The sequence below is a fragment of the Pseudomonas sp. AE27 genome, assembly GCF_037113495.1.
GTDB classification, from domain to species: Bacteria; Pseudomonadota; Gammaproteobacteria; order Pseudomonadales; family Pseudomonadaceae; genus Aquipseudomonas; species Aquipseudomonas palmensis.
Window position 1 is genome coordinate 2941892 of record NZ_CP146966.1, and the last position, 19143, is coordinate 2961034.

At 53.2% G+C, this 19143-nt stretch carries 19 protein-coding genes, 1 other RNA gene and 1 pseudogene; 15 read left to right on the forward strand and 6 right to left on the reverse strand.

Annotation, left to right across the window (positions count from 1 at the left end; genetic code table 11):
• Window positions 1–301: 301 nt before the first annotated feature.
• Entirely contained in the window at window positions 302–655 is a 354-nt protein-coding gene (locus V9K84_RS13375) for a hypothetical protein (RefSeq protein WP_338790495.1), read from the reverse strand.
• 394 nt (window positions 656–1049) lie between these two features.
• On the opposite strand from V9K84_RS13375, the gene V9K84_RS13380 reads away from it, so the two are divergent.
• Both V9K84_RS13380 and V9K84_RS13385 read left to right on the forward strand, forming a co-directional pair.
• Window positions 1050–1208, forward strand: coding sequence for a helix-turn-helix transcriptional regulator (locus tag V9K84_RS13380; RefSeq protein ID WP_338790497.1), 159 nt, complete (start codon window positions 1050–1052; stop codon window positions 1206–1208).
• A gap of 769 nt (window positions 1209–1977) precedes the next feature.
• Window positions 1978–2688: a recombinase family protein gene (locus V9K84_RS13385; protein WP_338790499.1), complete on the forward strand. Its 711-nt coding sequence runs from the start codon at window positions 1978–1980 to the stop codon at window positions 2686–2688.
• 392 nt (window positions 2689–3080) lie between these two features.
• Here the strand turns inward: V9K84_RS13385 and V9K84_RS13390 are convergent, their stop codons facing one another.
• Window positions 3081–3545: a hypothetical protein gene (locus tag V9K84_RS13390; RefSeq protein WP_338790501.1), complete on the reverse strand. Its 465-nt coding sequence runs from the start codon at window positions 3543–3545 to the stop codon at window positions 3081–3083.
• A 297-nt stretch (window positions 3546–3842) separates the two neighbouring features.
• On the opposite strand from V9K84_RS13390, the gene V9K84_RS13395 reads away from it, so the two are divergent.
• The 6 genes and pseudogenes from V9K84_RS13395 (at window position 3843) to V9K84_RS13420 (ending at window position 7341) form a co-directional block, all read left to right on the forward strand.
• Window positions 3843–4067 carry a helix-turn-helix transcriptional regulator gene (locus V9K84_RS13395; RefSeq protein ID WP_338790504.1) on the forward strand — a complete coding sequence of 75 codons (225 nt, stop codon included), beginning with the start codon at window positions 3843–3845 and terminating at the stop codon, window positions 4065–4067.
• Window positions 4068–4709: 642 nt separating this feature from the next.
• Window positions 4710–5023 (forward strand): annotated as a pseudogene (locus V9K84_RS13400) (resolvase); the annotation flags it as partial.
• Window positions 5024–5071: 48 nt separating this feature from the next.
• Complete coding sequence (locus V9K84_RS13405; RefSeq protein WP_338790506.1) at window positions 5072–5278, forward strand: hypothetical protein; 207 nt, start codon at window positions 5072–5074, stop codon at window positions 5276–5278.
• A 270-nt stretch (window positions 5279–5548) separates the two neighbouring features.
• Window positions 5549–6376 (forward strand): hypothetical protein, encoded by an 828-nt coding sequence (locus tag V9K84_RS13410; RefSeq protein WP_338790508.1) that lies wholly within the window; start codon window positions 5549–5551, stop codon window positions 6374–6376.
• A gap of 28 nt (window positions 6377–6404) precedes the next feature.
• On the forward strand, window positions 6405–6788 hold the full coding sequence (locus tag V9K84_RS13415) for a hypothetical protein (RefSeq protein WP_338790511.1): 384 nt from the start codon (window positions 6405–6407) through the stop codon (window positions 6786–6788).
• Between the two features lie 58 nt (window positions 6789–6846).
• On the forward strand, window positions 6847–7341 hold the full coding sequence (locus V9K84_RS13420; protein WP_338790513.1) for a hypothetical protein: 495 nt from the start codon (window positions 6847–6849) through the stop codon (window positions 7339–7341).
• 129 nt (window positions 7342–7470) lie between these two features.
• On the opposite strand, the gene ffs is transcribed toward V9K84_RS13420, so the two are convergent.
• Window positions 7471–7567: signal recognition particle sRNA small type (ffs, locus tag V9K84_RS13425), an RNA gene on the reverse strand.
• A gap of 341 nt (window positions 7568–7908) precedes the next feature.
• Between ffs and V9K84_RS13430 the strand changes: the two genes are divergently transcribed.
• On the forward strand, window positions 7909–8592 hold the full coding sequence (locus tag V9K84_RS13430) for a hypothetical protein (protein ID WP_143516677.1): 684 nt from the start codon (window positions 7909–7911) through the stop codon (window positions 8590–8592).
• Between the two features lie 151 nt (window positions 8593–8743).
• Window positions 8744–9304, forward strand: a complete 561-nt coding sequence (locus V9K84_RS13435; RefSeq protein WP_088515631.1) for a recombinase family protein — start codon at window positions 8744–8746, stop codon at window positions 9302–9304.
• An 89-nt stretch (window positions 9305–9393) separates the two neighbouring features.
• On the opposite strand, the gene V9K84_RS13440 is transcribed toward V9K84_RS13435, so the two are convergent.
• The 3 genes from V9K84_RS13440 to V9K84_RS13450 are packed head-to-tail and all read right to left on the reverse strand — an operon-like array spanning window position 9394 to window position 15323.
• Entirely contained in the window at window positions 9394–12585 is a 3192-nt protein-coding gene (locus V9K84_RS13440; protein WP_088515630.1) for a type I restriction endonuclease subunit R, read from the reverse strand.
• A 15-nt stretch (window positions 12586–12600) separates the two neighbouring features.
• Window positions 12601–13764, reverse strand: a complete 1164-nt coding sequence (locus V9K84_RS13445; RefSeq protein WP_088515629.1) for a restriction endonuclease subunit S — start codon at window positions 13762–13764, stop codon at window positions 12601–12603.
• Window positions 13761–15323 (reverse strand): class I SAM-dependent DNA methyltransferase, encoded by a 1563-nt coding sequence (locus V9K84_RS13450; RefSeq protein ID WP_088515628.1) that lies wholly within the window; start codon window positions 15321–15323, stop codon window positions 13761–13763. The genes V9K84_RS13445 and V9K84_RS13450 overlap by 4 nt, the downstream gene beginning before the upstream one ends.
• A 1112-nt stretch (window positions 15324–16435) precedes the next feature.
• Between V9K84_RS13450 and V9K84_RS13455 the strand changes: the two genes are divergently transcribed.
• From V9K84_RS13455 to V9K84_RS13475, 5 genes are all read left to right on the forward strand, one after another.
• On the forward strand, window positions 16436–17260 hold the full coding sequence (locus V9K84_RS13455; RefSeq protein WP_088515627.1) for an antA/AntB antirepressor family protein: 825 nt from the start codon (window positions 16436–16438) through the stop codon (window positions 17258–17260).
• 512 nt (window positions 17261–17772) lie between these two features.
• A complete protein-coding gene (locus V9K84_RS13460; protein ID WP_338790523.1) occupies window positions 17773–17907 on the forward strand; it encodes a hypothetical protein in 135 nt (44 codons plus the stop codon).
• On the forward strand, window positions 17904–18104 hold the full coding sequence (locus V9K84_RS13465) for a hypothetical protein (protein WP_088515625.1): 201 nt from the start codon (window positions 17904–17906) through the stop codon (window positions 18102–18104). The genes V9K84_RS13460 and V9K84_RS13465 overlap by 4 nt, the downstream gene beginning before the upstream one ends.
• Window positions 18105–18112: 8 nt before the next feature.
• A complete protein-coding gene (locus V9K84_RS13470; RefSeq protein WP_168186868.1) occupies window positions 18113–18280 on the forward strand; it encodes a hypothetical protein in 168 nt (55 codons plus the stop codon).
• Between the two features lie 144 nt (window positions 18281–18424).
• Window positions 18425–19126: a KilA-N domain-containing protein gene (locus tag V9K84_RS13475; RefSeq protein ID WP_088515624.1), complete on the forward strand. Its 702-nt coding sequence runs from the start codon at window positions 18425–18427 to the stop codon at window positions 19124–19126.
• Window positions 19127–19143 lie beyond the last annotated feature (17 nt).

Sequence of the window (19143 nt, forward strand, 5' to 3'; positions counted from 1 at the left end):
AGGGGAGGAAGAGGGGATGAACCCCTCCCCGCTCTTGATCTTGATCTTGATCTTGATCTTGATCTTGATCTTGCTTTTGATCTTAACTGTGCAGGACTGCTCGGTGGCTATAGCCACAGTTAGCCAGCATCAATTGCACGTGACCATAGTCACAAGAGTTCATCCATGCCCACAGGCAGCACTGCAGCTACAGAATATCCAAACACAGCAGGAAGTGGGGGGCTATCTGCCCCTCCCTCTCTCAGATTATATAAAGGTGCTACTGACGCCTAGCGGCATGGGCTCAGACATTGAACGATGGTTAACCCCTCATACAAAGATCATAACCCAGCCCCATCAGACACGAGATCATACCCTGAGGCTCGGCACTCATCTCCACATCACTTATAAGCCCCGCACGGGATAGCTTACCGACCGCCCTTCTGACTTCTTGGATCGTAACATTGCACCTTAAGGCAACTTCCGCCTGTGTTATTTCTACAGCGTGCCCATCCACTACGCCCGCTGTCATAGCAAGCATTACGGGAATCACGGATGGAATATCTTGAGCTAAAATTGATAGCTCACGCACTAGTTTATGACTAAACCAAACAGGGGCGTCTTCCGGCGCGCCAGGATAGTCACCTACGATGGTGTAATCTCGGGTTGGGAACATGAATATCTCCTGCAATTAAGTTGAGGTTATTGGTCTGTTTTACGGCCTTGCGGGACTTGCAGGGGACTTGCAGGACTTCCAACTTTCTCAACTTACTGCCTTACAGGACTATCGATCTTGCTGCACATCAAATCGTAACTGGTCGGAAAACTGACAACAGCGGCCAGGCACGGCTTAGAGCATCGACCTGCCTCAACCGGGCGACAGCCCACCTTGATCTCGCCGGAGGCGAGCAGCCACGGTAAGCATTATAGGGATGAACACCGAGCAATGTCACGATTAGTGTGTTCACGATCAGAGCACATCCCCGGACGATGGAGGTATGCCTGCCCCGCCTCCATCCCCAGCACTACAGCACCAGTTCGGCACCCGAGTACGGGAGCTGCGTTTGGCCATGGGCGTTAGCCAGGAGGCGTTTGCGGACAAGTGCGGCTTTGCCAGAACCTACATGTCCCGTATCGAAACAGGCGGGGCCAACCCGTCAATCAACGCAATCAAGGTGCTGGCTGATGCCTTGGGCGTCAGTATCTCAACCCTCTTCGCAGGCCTTTAGGCTGACAGGACGGTCTCGTATAACTAACACCGCAGCTATTCCGAACTAATCCTGCCGTAACCATGTAGCGCCGTTTCCACCTGCTACCCTCACACGATAGTCCCGGAAATACTGGCATTGAAGGTCAAGGGGCTAAGCTAGCACCTCGCCCCTGACCAGTTCCCACAAATTAAATAAGGATATAACATCAGGGAACAATGAATATGTGTGCTGCCACGATGCGTATGCCTGTACCTCACACCCCCGCACTGCTTCAACTGACAAGCGAAGGCAAGCCACTGCCATTGGTAGGAGAGAATCTGGAGTGGGTGCAGACGCTACTGAGCAGCGGATACATCCAGGCGGAGATAGTGCCAAGCGAGAACGCCACTCAGCTCGTCTGTAGGCTTACACTCAAGGGCAAGGCACTGTATCAGTGGCTGAGCGAATAGCAGCCATAGAATCTGCTTACTGAATCACCATCGCCGACAGCAGCAGGGCCGCACCCTGCCCCACCACCCGGATCTGCTATCAAAGAACTAGACGAGTCTGATAGCACGCCACCCCATCACTCAGCACTCTCACAAAGCAATCGGGGATAGTCATACGACACCACTCTCACACAACTAGGCGGGGGGGGGGCAAACCAGAGACAGCGGAAAGTCCCCTCCGATGCTTGCCGACAACCTTCTTTCGCCCACCAAAAGGCACGCGCTAACAGTCTTAACAAATCATAGACGGTCGTCAGCAATATGTTATAGTCGGTGCACATCAGCTTATGGAGCTAGCGATGCAAGTAGTGGCATACGCAAGGATGAGCACAGACGACCAGTGCCTATCGGTAGGTGGTCAGTTTGCGGCTATCAAGATCGCAGCGGAGGCACACGGATGGGAGATCGTTGCCCACTTCACTGACGAAGGCGTTTCAGGTGCCGTTGACCCCCAAGACCGTCAGCAATGCCGCCTTGCCCTCGCCATGGCACAAGGCTTGGACTGCCCAGTTGTCGTGCATCGCATTGACCGCCTGACACGCGACCACGCCCACTTCGTCACCTTGCAGAAGAAATACACGTTCATAGAAGCCGAGGATGTACATAGCAGCGGCCTGCTGCGAAACATCAAGTCGTTACTCGCTGAAGAAGAGCTGCTGAAAATCCGTGCCCGTACAAAGGCCGGCTTGGCCGAGCTAAAGAACCTCGCCACCAATGGCGATGCCGAAGCCCTAGAGAAGGTCGCTCGCCGTGATGCTGGTCGTGCGAAGGCTTGGGCTGTCGGTAATCGTGCCGCCGTGATGGCAAAGAAGGTTAATGCAGACAATCGAGCTGATGCTGTCGCTCACCATATCAAAGCGTGCTTGTACGATGGGTGCACTTCGTTTGCAGCCATCGCTCAGCGCCTCAACTCCAAGGGCGTGACCACAGCTCGGGGCAGTGCATTTCAACCTATGACTGTATCTCGGCTGATGGCACGGCTTCAGTTGTCCTTCGCCGCCGGCAATTGACAAGCTCTGGAGCCTTGTACAACACGATTGTAGCGACTTTAAGGACCAAGCCGTCCCTACCCAACGATATTCTAAAGTCGTGCTGTAGGGCTCCCTGTACAGCTTTCAATGGAGCTTAACAATGCACCACTGATGGATAGGTTTTGAAGATGTCTTGACCCCTTGAAACGCCGCTAGCCGGCCTGGAAGCTCATGCGGCACTTAGGACAGAAAGACTGTAAGGCCGAGAGTCAGAAAGACAGTAAGTTAGAAAGCATAACACCGTAGCTCGAAGCCGCCTTCGGGCGGATTTTTGCTGTGTTAGATATTCTGTTTTCCTGCTCGCCCGTAGCTCGTGTATCGGCGTGGGGACTAGACGTCGACTCACCGTCTTTCGCACAGCGAGATATATTCTAATATTCCATTACGGAGCTTACAGCTAAAGCTGGGTGTGCTGCGTCTACACAATAGTTATTCCAATACACATCCTCGAACACCGACAGCATATTTAAATCATGATATTGCTTGGTCTCTAACGGATTCTCAAGCTTGACCATGGATGTTTCAAAAATTTCAAGCTCTCTATTTGATAAGCTTTTAGACGCAAATCTCATAGGACCAGAGTAAGCACCAAAGCTGTTTCGACCATCCACCAGACCGCAGATAGATATTTCCAAGCCAAGCTCTGTTTGCCTTTGGACTACATAAGATGAACGGATCGCCATCGAATCAGGATCTTTCATCTGCGCCCTAAGTGCCTTCTCAACATCATCTGTAGCCCACCCAACCGGTCCAATCATCTTATTCCTTATATAAGAGCCAGCGACCAGTACCACCGGAACCAGGCATATCACACCAATCCATTTCAGAGCTTTCATATTTCCCTCGATTAGAATGACCGCTCGCGCCTTGAGCAAGCGTCTTTAAGCCAATGCATCAGCATAGTCACCGCCCTTCCCAACGCCCAGGCAGCAACCCGCAAACCCTGCGACGGGCCTACCTCCCCATCTATACGCTTGATCGACGATTCGCCGCGCCACTCGGAGATGGCGGTAGACCACCAATTCGTTGCGACGGCAATGGTGCCACGGAACCGACGAAATTCACAATATATTGTGAAGACCCGCATACCTCCCGCAACCGACAGTTCACCTCTCTTGTAGGAGGAGTCTGGATTGGACGTAGGTTTGGCATTCGGGAAGGCTCTACGCGAGCGACGCAAGCTTGCAGGGCTCAGTCAGGAACAATTGGCGGCGGAGGCCGACATTCAGCGGAACTATGTCAGCCTGATCGAACGAGGAGTGAACCAGCCAACCATCACTGTCATCTTCAAGTTGGCTGCTGCACTCGGGTGCTCTCCGTCAGCTCTGATAGCTGACGTCGAAGCAATGACGGAGTGACATCCGTAAACCAAAAAAGTGACGAAACTATTCTGCGAAAGAAGCGCATCCGAGTCGAGACTGGCCCTACCCTCCGAGACCACAACTCAGAAGCCACCGTTACCGCTCGGATCTCAACGACTAGTGCAAATCTCCTCGAACGCTTGGCTTTGAATGCTGCCTAACTGATGGCACAAAGCTAACACCTAAATCTTGTGCGTTGTGTTTGGCCTCCCACCATTTCCACCGGTTAACATCTCAAATCTCTGTCGTACTGAGCCTACAGCCTCCAGCCACATCCTGATCGTCGAAGACGTTCCCGTTCTACGATTTCTGTTGCAGGAAGTCCTTTCGGATCTTGCGCGGGAGATAATCGCCGTTGAATCTACTGACCAAGGACTGACGGCACTTCAAATCAGCAGATTTGCCTACTGGTTACAGATGTCCAGACCCCGGTCAAATCAATGACTGGGACTGGCCGGCTGACAAATCGTAAAGACCCCAAGATTCCGATCATCATAGCCGGCGGCTACCATCGCCACTCACATGACTCAACGCAACCAAACGCTGTATACTTACAGAAGCCGTGGCCTGCTGGCCGTCTGCATCAATTAGCGGCGGAGCTGCTTCAGTGATCCAGTGAAGCAAATTAAGTTGTCGCTATTGGCCGACCTGCCCACCAGTCATATGCTCGTGAATGACAAAGGGATCACCGGGCAGGTGATGCACGTAATCAACAGCATGCTGATCGACCTGATGGCTACCATGGCCCGCCTGGACCAGGAAAAGCGTGTAGAGCGGATCAAGCAGGGCTGGAGAACAAACGTGCCCGTGGCGAGAAGGTCGGCGGCAAAGGCCGCAACCAGAAGAAGTGGGAGAAGGTAGCTGACCTTCTGAAGCGGGGCAGTTTTACAATGGACGAAATTGCCAAGCTCGCTGGCGCTGGGGTCGCAACCGTCTACCGGATCAAGCGGTAGGTGTCTCAGTCAGTCTGAGGCACCATAAGAGCCCCTGGGGAAGCGTAAATGGACGACAAAACCGACTTGGTAGCCGACACCCTGGAATTGCTACTGATGAACCAGACAGCTCTCAGAGCAGCCCTGGAAGAAGTGTCGTTGTGGGTAGGCCAACGAGGATCGACACAAGTTCACAACAACGTGATGACAGCCCTTCAGGCACTCGACCAGCACGCCGAGGCCATCACCTCGGGAATCGAGCGTCTACGCTCCTGAGCACGCTTACAAGCCGCCTCCGGGCGGATTTTTCGTGCCTGGTGATATTTTGGAATTGTAAACAATCATCTTGTGGCCACCCAGCAACTGGGTTAAGCATCGACCCAGCTATGGCGGCACCCCCAACACCGTAAAATACTTTAAATCTGCGAAGGCACGTAGCCATTATACCGATAGCTGGTTTATCCTGAGCTTCTGGCTCAAGTGAAAATCTGGCATTCAAGAAGTGATATTTCCAGAGCACAGACATCTTTAACAGGATGGTTCGGCATGAAAAAAAGCGGAAAGAAGAAGCAGAAAAAAGGACAGCACATGCTTCCACGAAGAGAGTGGATATATGGAAGCACCGCCGACATTGTTTCCTCGTTAACCATACAGATGGACCCGACCACCAAACAACTGAAAATCCTTGAAGTCGATCCCACCACGATAAGAAGGCAGATAACACACGAGAGAATCGGCAAAGATGACAAGGTCATTTATTCTGCTCCATCCGCTGACTTCTCACTATCACTAACTGATTTTTCAGAATTAAAAAGCCGCTTCCATTATCTTATGGCCGTCGACACCAACACCCTTAACGATATTCATCAAGGGTATAGGGTTAGCGCCTGCTGCATCTATGTAGTAAAAGAACCTCTACAGGCATTATACACGGAGATCCCCTACCAACATCACGCATCCTACCTGATATTGAACACCGACCACCAGGCTAAGAGCGAACCACTTGGATGGCACCTCGCGATTTCCCGCAGCATCCCCGCAGATTTCATACAACGCAACAGGATCGGCGTGATTGTCGATAGCGAACTTGGCAAGCACGTTTCAATTAACGCTTACCAGGAGCCATATTATGAAAGGATTAATCTCCCCCCGACCATGCAGCTAATTTACGCTTCTAGCGACAAGTCTGCAAACTTCACCAACGACATGATTCGGCATTGCGACTCCGGCGCCAAAGCACTGCTTAACGAATTTCGAAAACTCGGCATTGCGGAAGTACTTAAGCACGAACCGATACCTATCGGAACTGCACTTTGCTTTCTCGTTAAAACCCAGGATCTTCGCCACGCTACTGCAAATCCGGAAAGCAAGTAACCCCCCCTTCAACCATCAAGGAATCGCCATGGAACTCAAGGACTTTATCGCCAACACTCTTACACAGATTGCTGAGGGTATCTTGGCAGCAAATGAGGCACTGGCTAATACCGACGCCAAGGTGAATCCTACCAACCTATCAACACACTCAAACAACGCCCAAGGCTTCGGCCGCACCACAGAAGGGGATGAAGGCGAGAAACGGGGACGCCTTGTCGAACGAGTGACATTCGATGTAGCCGTAACTACGGAAGGCGAGACCAAGGGGAGTGCGGGATTGAAGATAGGTATTGCAACTCTCGGCCTCAACACTGGTGGCGAACTAAGAGATAAGGCGGGCCAAGCATCGCGAATTCAATTCGCCGTTCCCATGGTATTTCCTTCAACGCGAGTCAGCAGCCCTGAAAGCTAGTACCTTCAATTACCTCAACCAACGGATTTTAACCATCAATTGAATAAGGAGAGGGCCAGTGGAGGCAAGTGAAATCATCAGTACTACCAGCCTAGTGATACCGGCGTTAGTAGCCGCCTTCGGCTGGCTATGGCAACGCTGGCAAGAGCGAGCCAGCGTCCGTGTCGCGATCATTGCGGAAGTAATGGCACTGAGCCAGATCGCCGAGCAACGCAACTACCAGGCAGGCCTATTCGAAATGGCCAACGCATTACGAGCGATTCCGGAGGAGCAACGCCCGCCAGCCTCATTACAGGTGCGGGTTCCAGAACACTACTGCCGGGTGTACCTCGCCAACCTCGAGAAACTCGGCTACCTCCCCCCTGATGATGCCCAATTGGTGGTGAGCTTCTATCAGTACATTGATAGCGTCGTACAAGACGTAACGCCTGGCGGGCTGCTGCACGAGGGAACTAGCGATCCAGAAGCATTTGCCGAAGCAGCTAATGTGCTTCAGTTCGCCATGGACGCAGCCCAGAAGCTATCAGCAAGACACTGTCGAGTGGGTAGGTGACGGAGATAACGCAAACAAGATAAGATCGCCAGCACGGCGCACCACTCATGTGTGCCTAAACGCTGTCACACTTCGAGATTTTTGAGCGATGGATCCTCGAGAATTCAAGGACTTTCGTTATGGAGGCAACCCCACCAGCCACACCCCGGCACACGATGTTCCCGCTATGGCTGCTCCCTTCCGGGCCTGACCAGGTTGACGGGTAATCGTTGCGGAGAGCCTTAGAGACCACGCTCCTCCTGACTTCTAGCGATTCCTGCTCGTCGCACGACTATAAAATAGAGACTCCATTCTATAGCGCTGGTGAATGCCATTGGGAGAACTTTGGATCACCGTTCTGGATCACTTTTGGACCACTTTTGGATCACCAGGCCACATCCCAATCAGCTATTTTTTGGGCAAAAATATGAGCCGATATATACGGGGCTCTCCACTCGCTTCCCCCCACTCCCCCCCTCATGCATCGCCAAGAATCTGCCCTGTCCGCCTATTGCAGAGCGAGTAGCAGATTAGTAATTTTTGCTGTGGTTGCATTGATTCTTTTGCTACATGCGGAAATACCTAGCGATGACTGAACCACGCAGTTCTTGGCAAAAACAGACCAGCAAGGCGATATCCAACTTCATGGACGGCTACGATTGGTGCCGCATCTATGGAGCCTGGAAACGGCGGATTGATGACTTCGTGACACCGATCCACCCAGTGTTCCAGGAGGTACATCTCCACGACCCAGGAAATACCCAGCGAGACCAGGTTGAACTGGCTTGGTGGTCACGCAGACAACTGAACGAAATACGCCGGGATTGCCAGCAGCACTTTGATGAACTCCCAGGTTCTTACGGACCGACACATCCACAAACTTATCTGGGTCGGAAAGGTGAACTGCAGACACTTGAACTGCTTTTCAAGTACAGAGATGACCTTGAGCAGGTTGCAGCTGTTCTGATTTCTGCCTCCATTTTCTCCAGACTGGGTGGTCGGGCGGGATATCCGAAGAAATGGCCGGGGTACCTCTGTGTAAAGACACTACACGACCTGATCAACGACCGATGGATGAGTGGATCGGGCTACTGGCATCACGCAAATACCACAGTCCTGCCATATACCAACTATGACGACGTCCATCGGATCGATGACTTGAAGAGCTTGATTTGCTACCTCGCCGAAGAGCACGCTGCCCTTCTGCACCAGTTCACACCCGTGGCAGTTCGGTTTACACCAGAAAGGAGCCCTGTGCTTTCAAGCGTCTAGGGGCCGCAATTTTTGGGTACACCCTAGCGTTACACCCTGCACCAGCCTCCTACCCCCCTCTCTTTGCGTAACGTATGGGTTGACTTCGACATATGTTACGGAGATATTTTGATTACAGACCCATTAGTTACACCCAAGGGAGGGAACCATCATGGCAGACCTTGCCTATCTGCGAGTGAGCACTACAGACCAAGAGACTGACCGACAGCTTGCTGACAGTGGCTTGCAGTTCCTGCGAGTCTTCAGCGATAAGGTCAGCGGTAAGGACACCGAACGACCTGGGCTAGCTGATCTGTTCAAGGCAGTTCGCTCAGGCGATACCGTCCATGTTCACAGCATCGACCGCTTGGCCAGGAATCTCAGAGATCTGTGCGACATCGTCCAGAAGCTTACCAACGAGGGCGCATCAGTGCGCTTCCACAAGGAGAACCTGACCTTCCGCCCTGATCAGGAAGACCCATTTGCCAAGATGATGCTGCACGTCATCGGGGCATGTGCCGAGTTCGAGCGGGCAATGATCAAGGGAAGGCAATCCGAGGGAATCGCCAAAGCGAAGACCAAGGGCATCTATAAAGGAAGGCCCGCCAGCATCGACGCAGCCCAGGTGGTGGAGCTTCTTGATTCGGGGCTAGGGCCAACTGAGATAGCCCAGCGACTGGGCATCAGCCGCCAGTCCGTCTACAGGCTGGCCAAGCCAGGGACAGCAGCCTGATTGCATGATGCGAGGTTGAGCGGTGGGGCGTATTTGTTTTTTCGCTCCACCATGCACATCAAGAAAACCTCAAGACTCATCCGCCAGTCTCACCGAGCAGCCGAGTAAACGCTCTCACCCGCCCCGTAGTAGCTCGTGAAGATGTGATGAAATGCCATATCGCACTTCTCGTTGTAGATCACCTCGTCATAGCTATCAGGTAAACCCCGGTCGAAGGCAATCTCTAAGGTGCGCCGCACATCACTCCTGGCCCTGTCCTTCTTCCGCCAATCGAGCACCAGCTTCTCGGCTTTCAGTGTTTCCAGAAGCTCCTTACAGACCTTCTTGACCTGGGCCTTCTCCTTATCCGCAAGCTCTGGCACTGGCCTGGTCAAGATGTCGAACAACGCCAACTCCTCCTCAGAGAGGTTTTCGCGGATGGCACGTTGATCCTCTAGCTGAATACCAGCAGTCATATCCAACAACTCCTTGAAGAACACCTCGATGTTCATACTTCCAGAGTTGTAGGCGTCGATCAGCTTTTGGAACTTCTCCATGAAATCCTTGCGGGTGGGGTTCTCCGTAAGCATGGTTTCCAGCTTCATGCTCAGCAGGGCTCGTAGCTTCTCAGCTTCTGTGCGCTTACGCCCCTGGTTGAACTTCTCCTTGAGTTTCTCGAAGTCGATCTGGCTGAGGTCATGCAGTGGCTGATCGTCGTCTTCCTTGATGATGTAAGGCACTGGAGCGATGGATTGATCCAGCAACTCCTCGACCTGTTGCATCACCTCGGATATGTCTACCGGCGGAGCCAGCGCCTTGATCTTCTGGGCAATAACAGAGATCAGCACTGCATCAGGAGCCAGATCGTTGGCGTCGGGATCAGGAAGAATTGCACGGTAGACCCGAGACACAATCCGAGCCTGACCGAGGAAGTTGTTCTTGATTTCCTCACTGGCGATCAGTTGCTCAACTGCATCATCCAGTTTTGCCACTTTCTCGAACCCCTGCGCATCCTTGATAGCCTGGGCATTCACCCCATGCTCGGACAGGAATGCGACGCCCCTGGCAAGCAGGTGCTTCAGGTACTCGACCAATTCAGACTTGTTCTTGATCGGCCCGCCTTCCCCACCTTCTCCACCGTCTCCAGAAGAAGCACCACCATAAATGGCCAGAGCCTCCTGCAGCTTACGGAAGACCCCTACATAGTCGACGATCAGGCCCGCCTCTTTGCCCGCATACTTCCGGTTGGCCCGAGCGATGGTCTGCATCAGGGTGTGGTTCTTCATCGGCTTATCGAGGTAGATGGTCGAGCACGATGGCACATCAAAGCCGGTGATCCACATAGCGCACACGAAGACCAAACGCAGGGGATCCTTGGAGTCCTTGAACTTCTCGCCCAGGTTCTCCTCATTCATGCGCTTACGGTGCGGAAGAATGTCCAGCCCCTTGTCGGCTAGCTCCTTCACCTCATTCTGTCCCTGCGAGACAACCACCGCCATGTCGGTCGAAGTCATCACCTGGATCTTGTGCTGCAACTCCTCCTGCTGCTCCTTGGGAGCCTTTACGAGCTGAGCCTTCAGATCAGCCAGATACGTCTTCCAGTGATCTTGAACCTTGTTGTACATGCGGACGGCGGTGGCCTTGTCGATGCACACCAGCATGGCCTTGCCCTGGTAACCACGCCCAACGAAGTGGTTCACCAGATCCTTGGCGATGGCATCAAGGCGATCCTCTCGGGTGATCAGGTGGTACTCACGGGCGAAGACCTGCTCGACCTTTCGCTCTTGCTCCTCGTCCAACTCAGCATTTTCGAGAAGCTCCGCCATATCCTCGTTGAGGTTCTCATTGATGAGCTGCATCTCAGGAATGCGGTTCTCGTAGTAGAGCGGAACCGTGGCACCGTCAGCGATGGACTGGCCGAAGTCGTAGACGGAGATGTAATCACCGAAGACCTCTTTGGTCTTCTCTTCGCCAGCCATCAGAGGCGTCCCTGTGAAGCCCAGGAAGGCAGCGTTAGGAAGTGCTGTCCTCATGTTCATTGCCAGCGTGTCGTACTGGGAACGATGGGCTTCATCGGTGATGATGATGATGTCTTGCCGATCCGATAGCTGGGGGTAGACCTCACCCTTCTTGGTGCCGAACTTCTGGATCAGCGTGAAGACGTACCGGTGGTCTTCACTGAGCAACTGCTTGAGGTGAGCGCCACTGGTGGCATGGGCCTCTACCTCACCCACAGCACCTGTAGCAGCAAAGGTCTTATAGATCTGCTCGTCCAGTTCATTGCGGTCGGTGACGATCACGAACGTCCAGTTACCTGGGATCTTGCGCAGGATCTTCTGAGCGAAGAAGACCATCGATAGAGACTTGCCTGACCCTTGGGTGTGCCAGAAGACCCCAAGCCGCCCGGCCTGATCCTTGGGCCGATCCTTGGTACGCCGGACCTCATCAATGGCTTTATTGACCCCTAGATACTGGTGGTTCTTGGCGATCTTCTTGATCAGTCCGCCAGTCACCTCCTCGAAAACGGTGAAGTTCTCGATGATGTCCAGCAGCCTAGAAGGCTCACCGATCCCCCTGATCGCCGTCTCAAGGGAGACAACACCTTTCTCACCTTCGTCATTGATCCGCTTCCACTCGAACAGATGCTCCCACGGTGAGAACGTACTGCCCACCACTGTCTGGGAGCCGTTCGACAGCATCAACAGTCCGTTGTGGGTGAAAAGCTGTGGAATGACGGTACGGTAGTCAGTGAGGTTGCCATCAAAGGCTGCCTTGAGGGTCTTGTGGGTTGCCTTCAACTCGACGAACAACAGCGGGATGCCGTTCACAAAGCCCAGCAAATCCGGACGCCGGGTGTGGTAGTCACCCTTTACCCAGAACTGGGAGGCGAGGAAGAAATCGTTTTCCTCAACCTTTCCCCACTCGATGACCTTGGCCACCTTAAGTGCTCTGTGCCCATACTCATCATTGACCGATACAGGCACCCCGTCTTTCAGCAGCCGATAGACTTCCTGATTGGCGTTGACTTCCAACAGCTTGGAACGATCTCGGGTTATCTCCTCAACCACCTGAGCGATGGCCTCTTGAGGTAGCTCAGGGTTGAGCTTAAGAATCGCCGCCCGCAAACGATCTTCCAGCACCACATCCTGTTGAGTCTGGCGACCTTCGCTGGAAGAACTACCTGTCCATTCACCGTAGAGGTTCCCGGTTTCCCAACCGAGAGACTCGAACAGCGCGATGGCTGGCTGCTCGATCAGCGTGTCTTCAGAATAGTGGTGCGAATGCGGTGCTACTGGACTCATGCGCCTGAACTCCTTTTAGGTCGGCATGGGGATATCAGATACGTCGATCTCGCCGGAGATTAGCTTGGGTAGGAGCAGGTCTCTCTGGGCTCGAAGGTTTACATTGATGCGTTCAAGGCGTCTCAGCAAGCCATAAATCGATTCCCACTCGGAGCTAAACCTTAACAGCACATCTTGCTCGGGAAGCAAAAACGGCAATGCATATGCTTGTTCTCTATTAAGCCCCGGCACCGCGGCGTCGTTATTTAGGAAGCGTTGTCTCTGCAAATTGAAGTACACATAAGAAAATGGAACATCACTTCTTACGTAGTAGGTAGTATCGATAGGAAAGAACGAGACATCGCTCCAAAAAACACTTCCAACGTTACCCTTCCTTCCCACGACAATCCCTGGCCCCTCCACCAAACACTCGCAATGAGTCCCTACGACACCACTAGACCCATAAACAGGATAATCACCTGGCACTCTATCTTGTGCTTTCAGAGCCTTTCCATAAGCCAGCTCAACGCAATCGCCAAGCCGGAGAACTTGCCACCCCTCTGGAATCAAACCAAGCTCACTCTCCTTGAACGTAACCCCCTCATACCCCGGAAAGCGGAACTGAACGAACCACTCGTCGTACAACCGCCGCGCAATTTCTTCGAGGACCTCGATGCGCCGCGTGTTGTTTTCGATGAGATCGTCGTAGGCGGACAGAATCGAAACCACCCGCGACTGCGCAGAAAGAGAGCAGTGGTATCGAACACTGTACTTACGCAAAGTATCGAGACCAATAAACGGCTGCGCTGAACCAGAGCGTATAGAAAGCAGCCCGTCTAAAACACCTGGACTACGCAAAAGAAAAAAAAGATACTTAGGTATAACCCTTTCAAAATTAGGCTTAAATAACGCAACGTTTTTTATACTAAACTCAGCATCAGTATCAACAAATGCAGAATCACCAACAGACCCAATATTGGAAAACAAGGTATCGCCTCTCTCCGGCTTGGAGCGCGCAACAACCTTCAAATGATCTTCATAGCTTATATAATCACAATAATCGAGATCCAGAACCCCTCGAGAAATGTGCTTCCCCTTTATGAATGGAACGCCATCTGACAACAACTTCGGCGAATCATGAGTTCCGTCCGTCACCTTCCGACAAAGGCTCTCTAGTGGAGCCTCTAGAAACACATTCATTTCAGAGACACCTCAAGTATCTTCGCCACACTATCTAAAACCGTACCCTCAAGTTCTCGCGCCTCTGCGTTCAGAATCTCGAGCTGCTCAGCCAACTCTTCCAATCGCTCCGTAAAGTCCACATCCTCAGCCTCCCTCGCAGCAGCGCCTACATACCGCCCTGGGTTCAACGACCAGCCCTGCGTTTCGATTTCTTCCCGAGTGGCAACCTTGCACAGCCCTGCAACATCTAAATAGCCGTCGCCCAACCCCTTTTCAGCCAGCAGCTCAGCACTGCCCTGCTCCAGTTCCGGAGCCTCACCTCGGTAAAGCCTCACGATATTCGCGAGGAACTCGATCTGTTCAGGTAGCCAGTCACGATGCGCCCGGTCGATCTGCCGATAGATGTGGCGAGCGTCGATGAACAGCACCTTATCTGCTCGCTCTAAATCAAGCTCCTTAGCACGGTCGAAGAACCAAAGTGTGCAGGGCAGGGTCACGGTGTAGAAGAAGTTCGAGCCAACCGAGACGATCACATCAACCGCGCCAGTCTCGATGAGCTTCTGGCGGATCACCTGCTCGCTACCTCGGGCATCACCCGCCGAGTTCGCCATGACAAAACCAGCACGACCGCTCTTGTTCAGCGATGCGTAGAAGAGCTGGATCCAGAGGTAGTTAGCATTGTCTGTCTTCGGTACGCCAAAGGGGAACCGGAGATCTCCTTCCAGACGCTCCTTGTCTACGCCCGACATGTTGAATGGAGGGTTGGCCATCACGAAGTCGAAGCGACCACCGTTACGAGTGACTGCTTCATGCGGATCTTCATAGTACGTGTTCGCAACGCGCACATCGCCGGAGAGGCCGTGAACAGCGAGGTTCATCTTGTTCAGATTGACGGTGACCTGCTCTTTCTCAGCACCAAAGACTGAGATCTCTTCCATTGCCGCCTTATGGTGACGCTTCACGAAGTCAGCAGAGTGGGTGAACATGCCACCGGAACCGCAAGCCGGGTCAAAGATCCGCCCGTGGTAAGGCTCAATGATCTCCACGATCAACTTTACGATGGGCTCGGGGGTGTAGAAGACGCCGCCCTTCTGGCCTTCCTTGAGGGCGAAGTTGCTCAGGAAGTACTCATATACCTTACCGAAGGCATCACCAGTCAGATCGACAGGGCCGAGCAGCCTGATCAGCTCCAGCAGTACCTTGTTGCCCAACTGAATGTAGTTGCGAGGCAATGCCCCTCTGAGGTCGATGTTCTCTTCCTCGATGGCCTTCATCGCATCATTGATAGCAAGACCAATGACGTCACCCTCGGTGAGGGTCTGCAGGTAGGAGAAGCGAGCCTTCTCTGGCAGGAAGATCACGCCTTCCGCCATGTAGTCATCTTTGCTGACCTTGCGTCGACCACCAGAACCAATCGGCCCCAACTTCTCCTCGGCGGCGGCGTAAATTTTCTCGGCGTACCGCAGGAAGATCAGCCCGAGGACGGGAACGGAAAATTCTGCGGGCCTCAGCCCTGTGTTCGCCCATAGCTGGTCGGCTACAGCCCACAAGCGCTTTTCTACATCTCCGCTGACCAAGGTACATCTCCAAGCAGTACTGAACAAATTCGCGCAGTCTACTACAGAGACAGGCCAACTGATGGCATCTGTAGAGACAGGAAGACGCTAGCGTCCACAATGGGCCTAGAACATGGTGAAGGGTTCGGGAACCGGCACGTCGATGACGCGATATTCCGCCTCAAACACGATGCAAGTCACTTGAAGTCAATCGACGAGACACTACTGGAAACATTCCCTAGCGCATGATCGGGATGACCGTGATCGGTATATGGCGGCCACCCTGGACAGCGACTGTCAGAAACCTGCAATTTCCCTACAAGATCGACGAAGTTCAATTAGGACGCACTTATGGAGAAAGAAACGTCTCAACTGGGAAAGGGATCATCGCTTCAGTATCTTCGCTGGACGGTGACCGAGTACCCACTGCTACTTTGAGCTTCAGGCGCACAGCCCCTCTCACTCGCCCTAACTGCATCCGCAGGACTAGGGAGCACCGGGTCATGGGCGATGGCGAACCTGACATAGCTGGCTGGAAGGTGATGGCATCCAGTCGAGGCTGGCTACCTGCGTCGACTGCAGGGTGTAGAAGTGGATGGCGAAGCCACTATAAGAGTGTCTTCTGGTTCTTTTCATATAAATCATCACCATCAATATCACCTATGAAATTGATGACTATGAGTGATTACATCAAGCAGATCTTGTGGAGCAACTTATGGTGAAGCTATAAGTTTAACCACAAGTCCACCTTGATGTTTCCACCCTCATCTGTTCTGACCACGATAGTGATAGTGATTGATCAGTCCTCAGAGACGACTCCCCATCTCCGACACAACTGACCGAGAGCATCTCCGCTCTTCTAACCAGGTTCCTCGGTCATGTGTCAGAAATGATGGTCATGTGTCAGGAGTAATGATGGTGGTATTCCAGACATCATATCCACCACTCATTCATCCATCACAGCCCATCTTCAACTTCAACCTCAAGTAACAACAGCAGCTCCCCTTGCTGCTTCAACCCAAAACCAGCCCGTTTTGTCCAGCCGTTCGAGCCGTCCATGCTTTCCCTTGTAGGTGGGAGCTGGTGGCGTGGGCGGAAGGGACTCTGACGGCTGCACAAAAAGGAATACCTACATGAAGACCAAACGTACTGGCAGATCTTTTAATCACACCATCAATAATTGTCCTCCCAAGACACTACGTAATCTCGGCTTTACTGAGGCAGAAATCTCCCGCATGTCCTCCACTCGCCGAGTTCTCCCGTTGGTAGATGACGCCAAGACCCCGTGCATCCCCGCTAGAAAGCTATGGGAGCGAATCGGCAAACCCTATGGGCGGTTCCGTGCTTGGGCTGACGAGTACATCAAACCCGTCGCCGAGAATAACGCAGAAATTTATGCGAAATTAACCAAGCCATCTTCTGGCGCTGGTCGCCCACAAACCGACTACATTCTCTCCCGAGACGTGGCAGCCCTTATGGCAATGCAAGCGCGTACCCACGAAGGTGACAATATTCGGCGGTACTTCCTCGACATGGAACGCCTTGTGGTTCGCCTGAGCGAGTACACAGGAATTCGCGCTGAGTCCTTGATCCGCACAGACAACCGTGTGACTCACCTTACACGGGCCGAGGCTGGCAACAAGGCCAAGGCAGGAGAGATCCCCCGCAGCATGGTTCAACAGGTCGCCACTGAAGATGAAAAAAGAATCAAGTCGCTGGTGTGCAGAGTACTGACTGGCATGGGAGCTGGTGATTGGGAGGACATGGTGGGGAGACGCATCCGTGACACCCTCGACACTGAAGATCTCAACGAGTACAGCCGAGCATATGACTTTGCCTCAGTGCTGTTCGCTGCGAGGAAATCCTTTGGTGAGATCGAGCAGATCCTCAGCACCAGCTTCGCTAACTGCATCCACGTCGAAGACTACCTCACCGAGCAGTCCAAGGAGGTAGCGTGAGTATGCGACTGCTTGACCTAGTCTTCATCGTCGCTGTCACCATATGGCTCTTTATGCCTCTGGCCTACTTCATGCTCATCAGATTCACCATAGACGTGAAACTAACCGCTCGTAACAAAGTGTCCCGTGGAGACAACCGAAAGTCATGATGACGAGAATCTACAAACAGATCTCGCCTGAAGTTCGCAAGCCTAAGCAGTCTGCTCCTACCACTAGCAAACCTGCAGCGGCAACCTGTACCCATCCTTCCAAAGCCAACTTCGCCGAGGCTATTACCGAGGTCAAGCGTCAATGGAAGGCGACCCTGCAGAAGAATCTCCCGGCACTCCGAGCAATGAAAGCTCCGAACGAATAGCTATACCTCTCTCCTCTGGCAACCCCCAGCACCCCGTTATCTGCTTCTAGCAGAAGGTCGCTCTGCGACTTGGGTGCCGGGGGTATTTTTTTGCGGAAACCACCTGAAGAAAGGCCATTCGATCACCCAACGATCCGCTCTCCTGGACTTCGGCGTGATGGCCTTGCCTCGCCGCATCAGCGATCTCAAAGAGATGGGCTATCCGATCAGCTCTGAGATCGAGATCAACAACCTGACCGGCCAACGCTATGCCCGTTACTCCCTGAAGACTCGCAAGGAGCGCACCCAATGATCCAGCTCAACAAGATCCTGAAGTCCTTCTCCAAGGTCATCGACCAGCTCGAACAACTGTCCGCCACCAACAACATCGAGGTGAGCCGCAACACCGAACAAATCGACCAGCTCCAGCAGAAGAACATGCTGCTGATCGCTGAGGCCCAGGCCGCAAAGGAGACCTCTGAGAACCTGAAAGCACTGATCGGTAAGTGAGGTAGACGATGACTGAGAAGAAATACCAAGAGGTAGACGAGTACGGCTTCCCGGTGGATCAGGAGGAGCGCCTGGAGTTGATGACTGCCCGAACCGAAGAGGGTCACCGCTTCCGCTGCTACCTGATTAACCGCGAGCAGTTCGTCCTGGACTGGCTCTCTGGCAAGCACCAGTAACCAAAAACTTTTTCACAGATTCGGGAAAAAGGTTCAGACCCGCACAGCCCGACTTCCGAGCACCCAAAAAACTTTTTCGCAAATCCGCGAAAAACTTTCAGGCCCGCACAACGCGGGTTTTTTCATGCCCAGAGGAAAGAGACCATGAGCAATCTGATCGTATGTGACGTGGCCATCAAGCAAGACGCGGAAGGCCGCTACTGCCTGAACGACCTGCACAAGGCGGCGGGGGCAAACCCAAACCACAAACCAGCCGAGTGGCTTCGATACTCGATAGCCAAAGATTTGATCGACGAGTTAAAGGTGGGAAATCCCACCCTTTCTCCGATTAAGGCTGTCACGGGCCGCACCGGGGGCACCTATGTTGTGAAGGAGTTGGTGTACGCCTATGCCATGTGGATAAGCCCGAAGTTCAACCTCGAAGTCATCCGCTCTTACGACCGGCTGGCAACTGAAGGCGTAGCTGTCCACTACAAGGCAGTCGAGGATGTGCTCGATGATCCCCTCTCCTATATGGAGAAGGTCATCGCCCAGGCCAAGCAACTCAAGGCCGAGCGGGATCGTCTTTCCGCCGAGAACGCGGTCATGTCTGTTCAGAACGCGGTGATGCACGCCGAGCTGAACCTCCTGACTGTCGATGAGTACCGCGCACTCACCCATCGCTACTTCAACCACAGCTACAAGATCCGCCTGGGTCAGGCAGCCGCCAAGCTGATGCGTGCCCAGGGACAGCAACCTGCTCAACAGAAACGCACTGTCCACACCCGCAATGGGGAGCAGGAAGTACGGGTGAACGTCTACACCAGGGCTGTCTTGGAGCAAGCCGAACGTGAGCTTGCAGTATGAGCGAGTGGGTACAGACC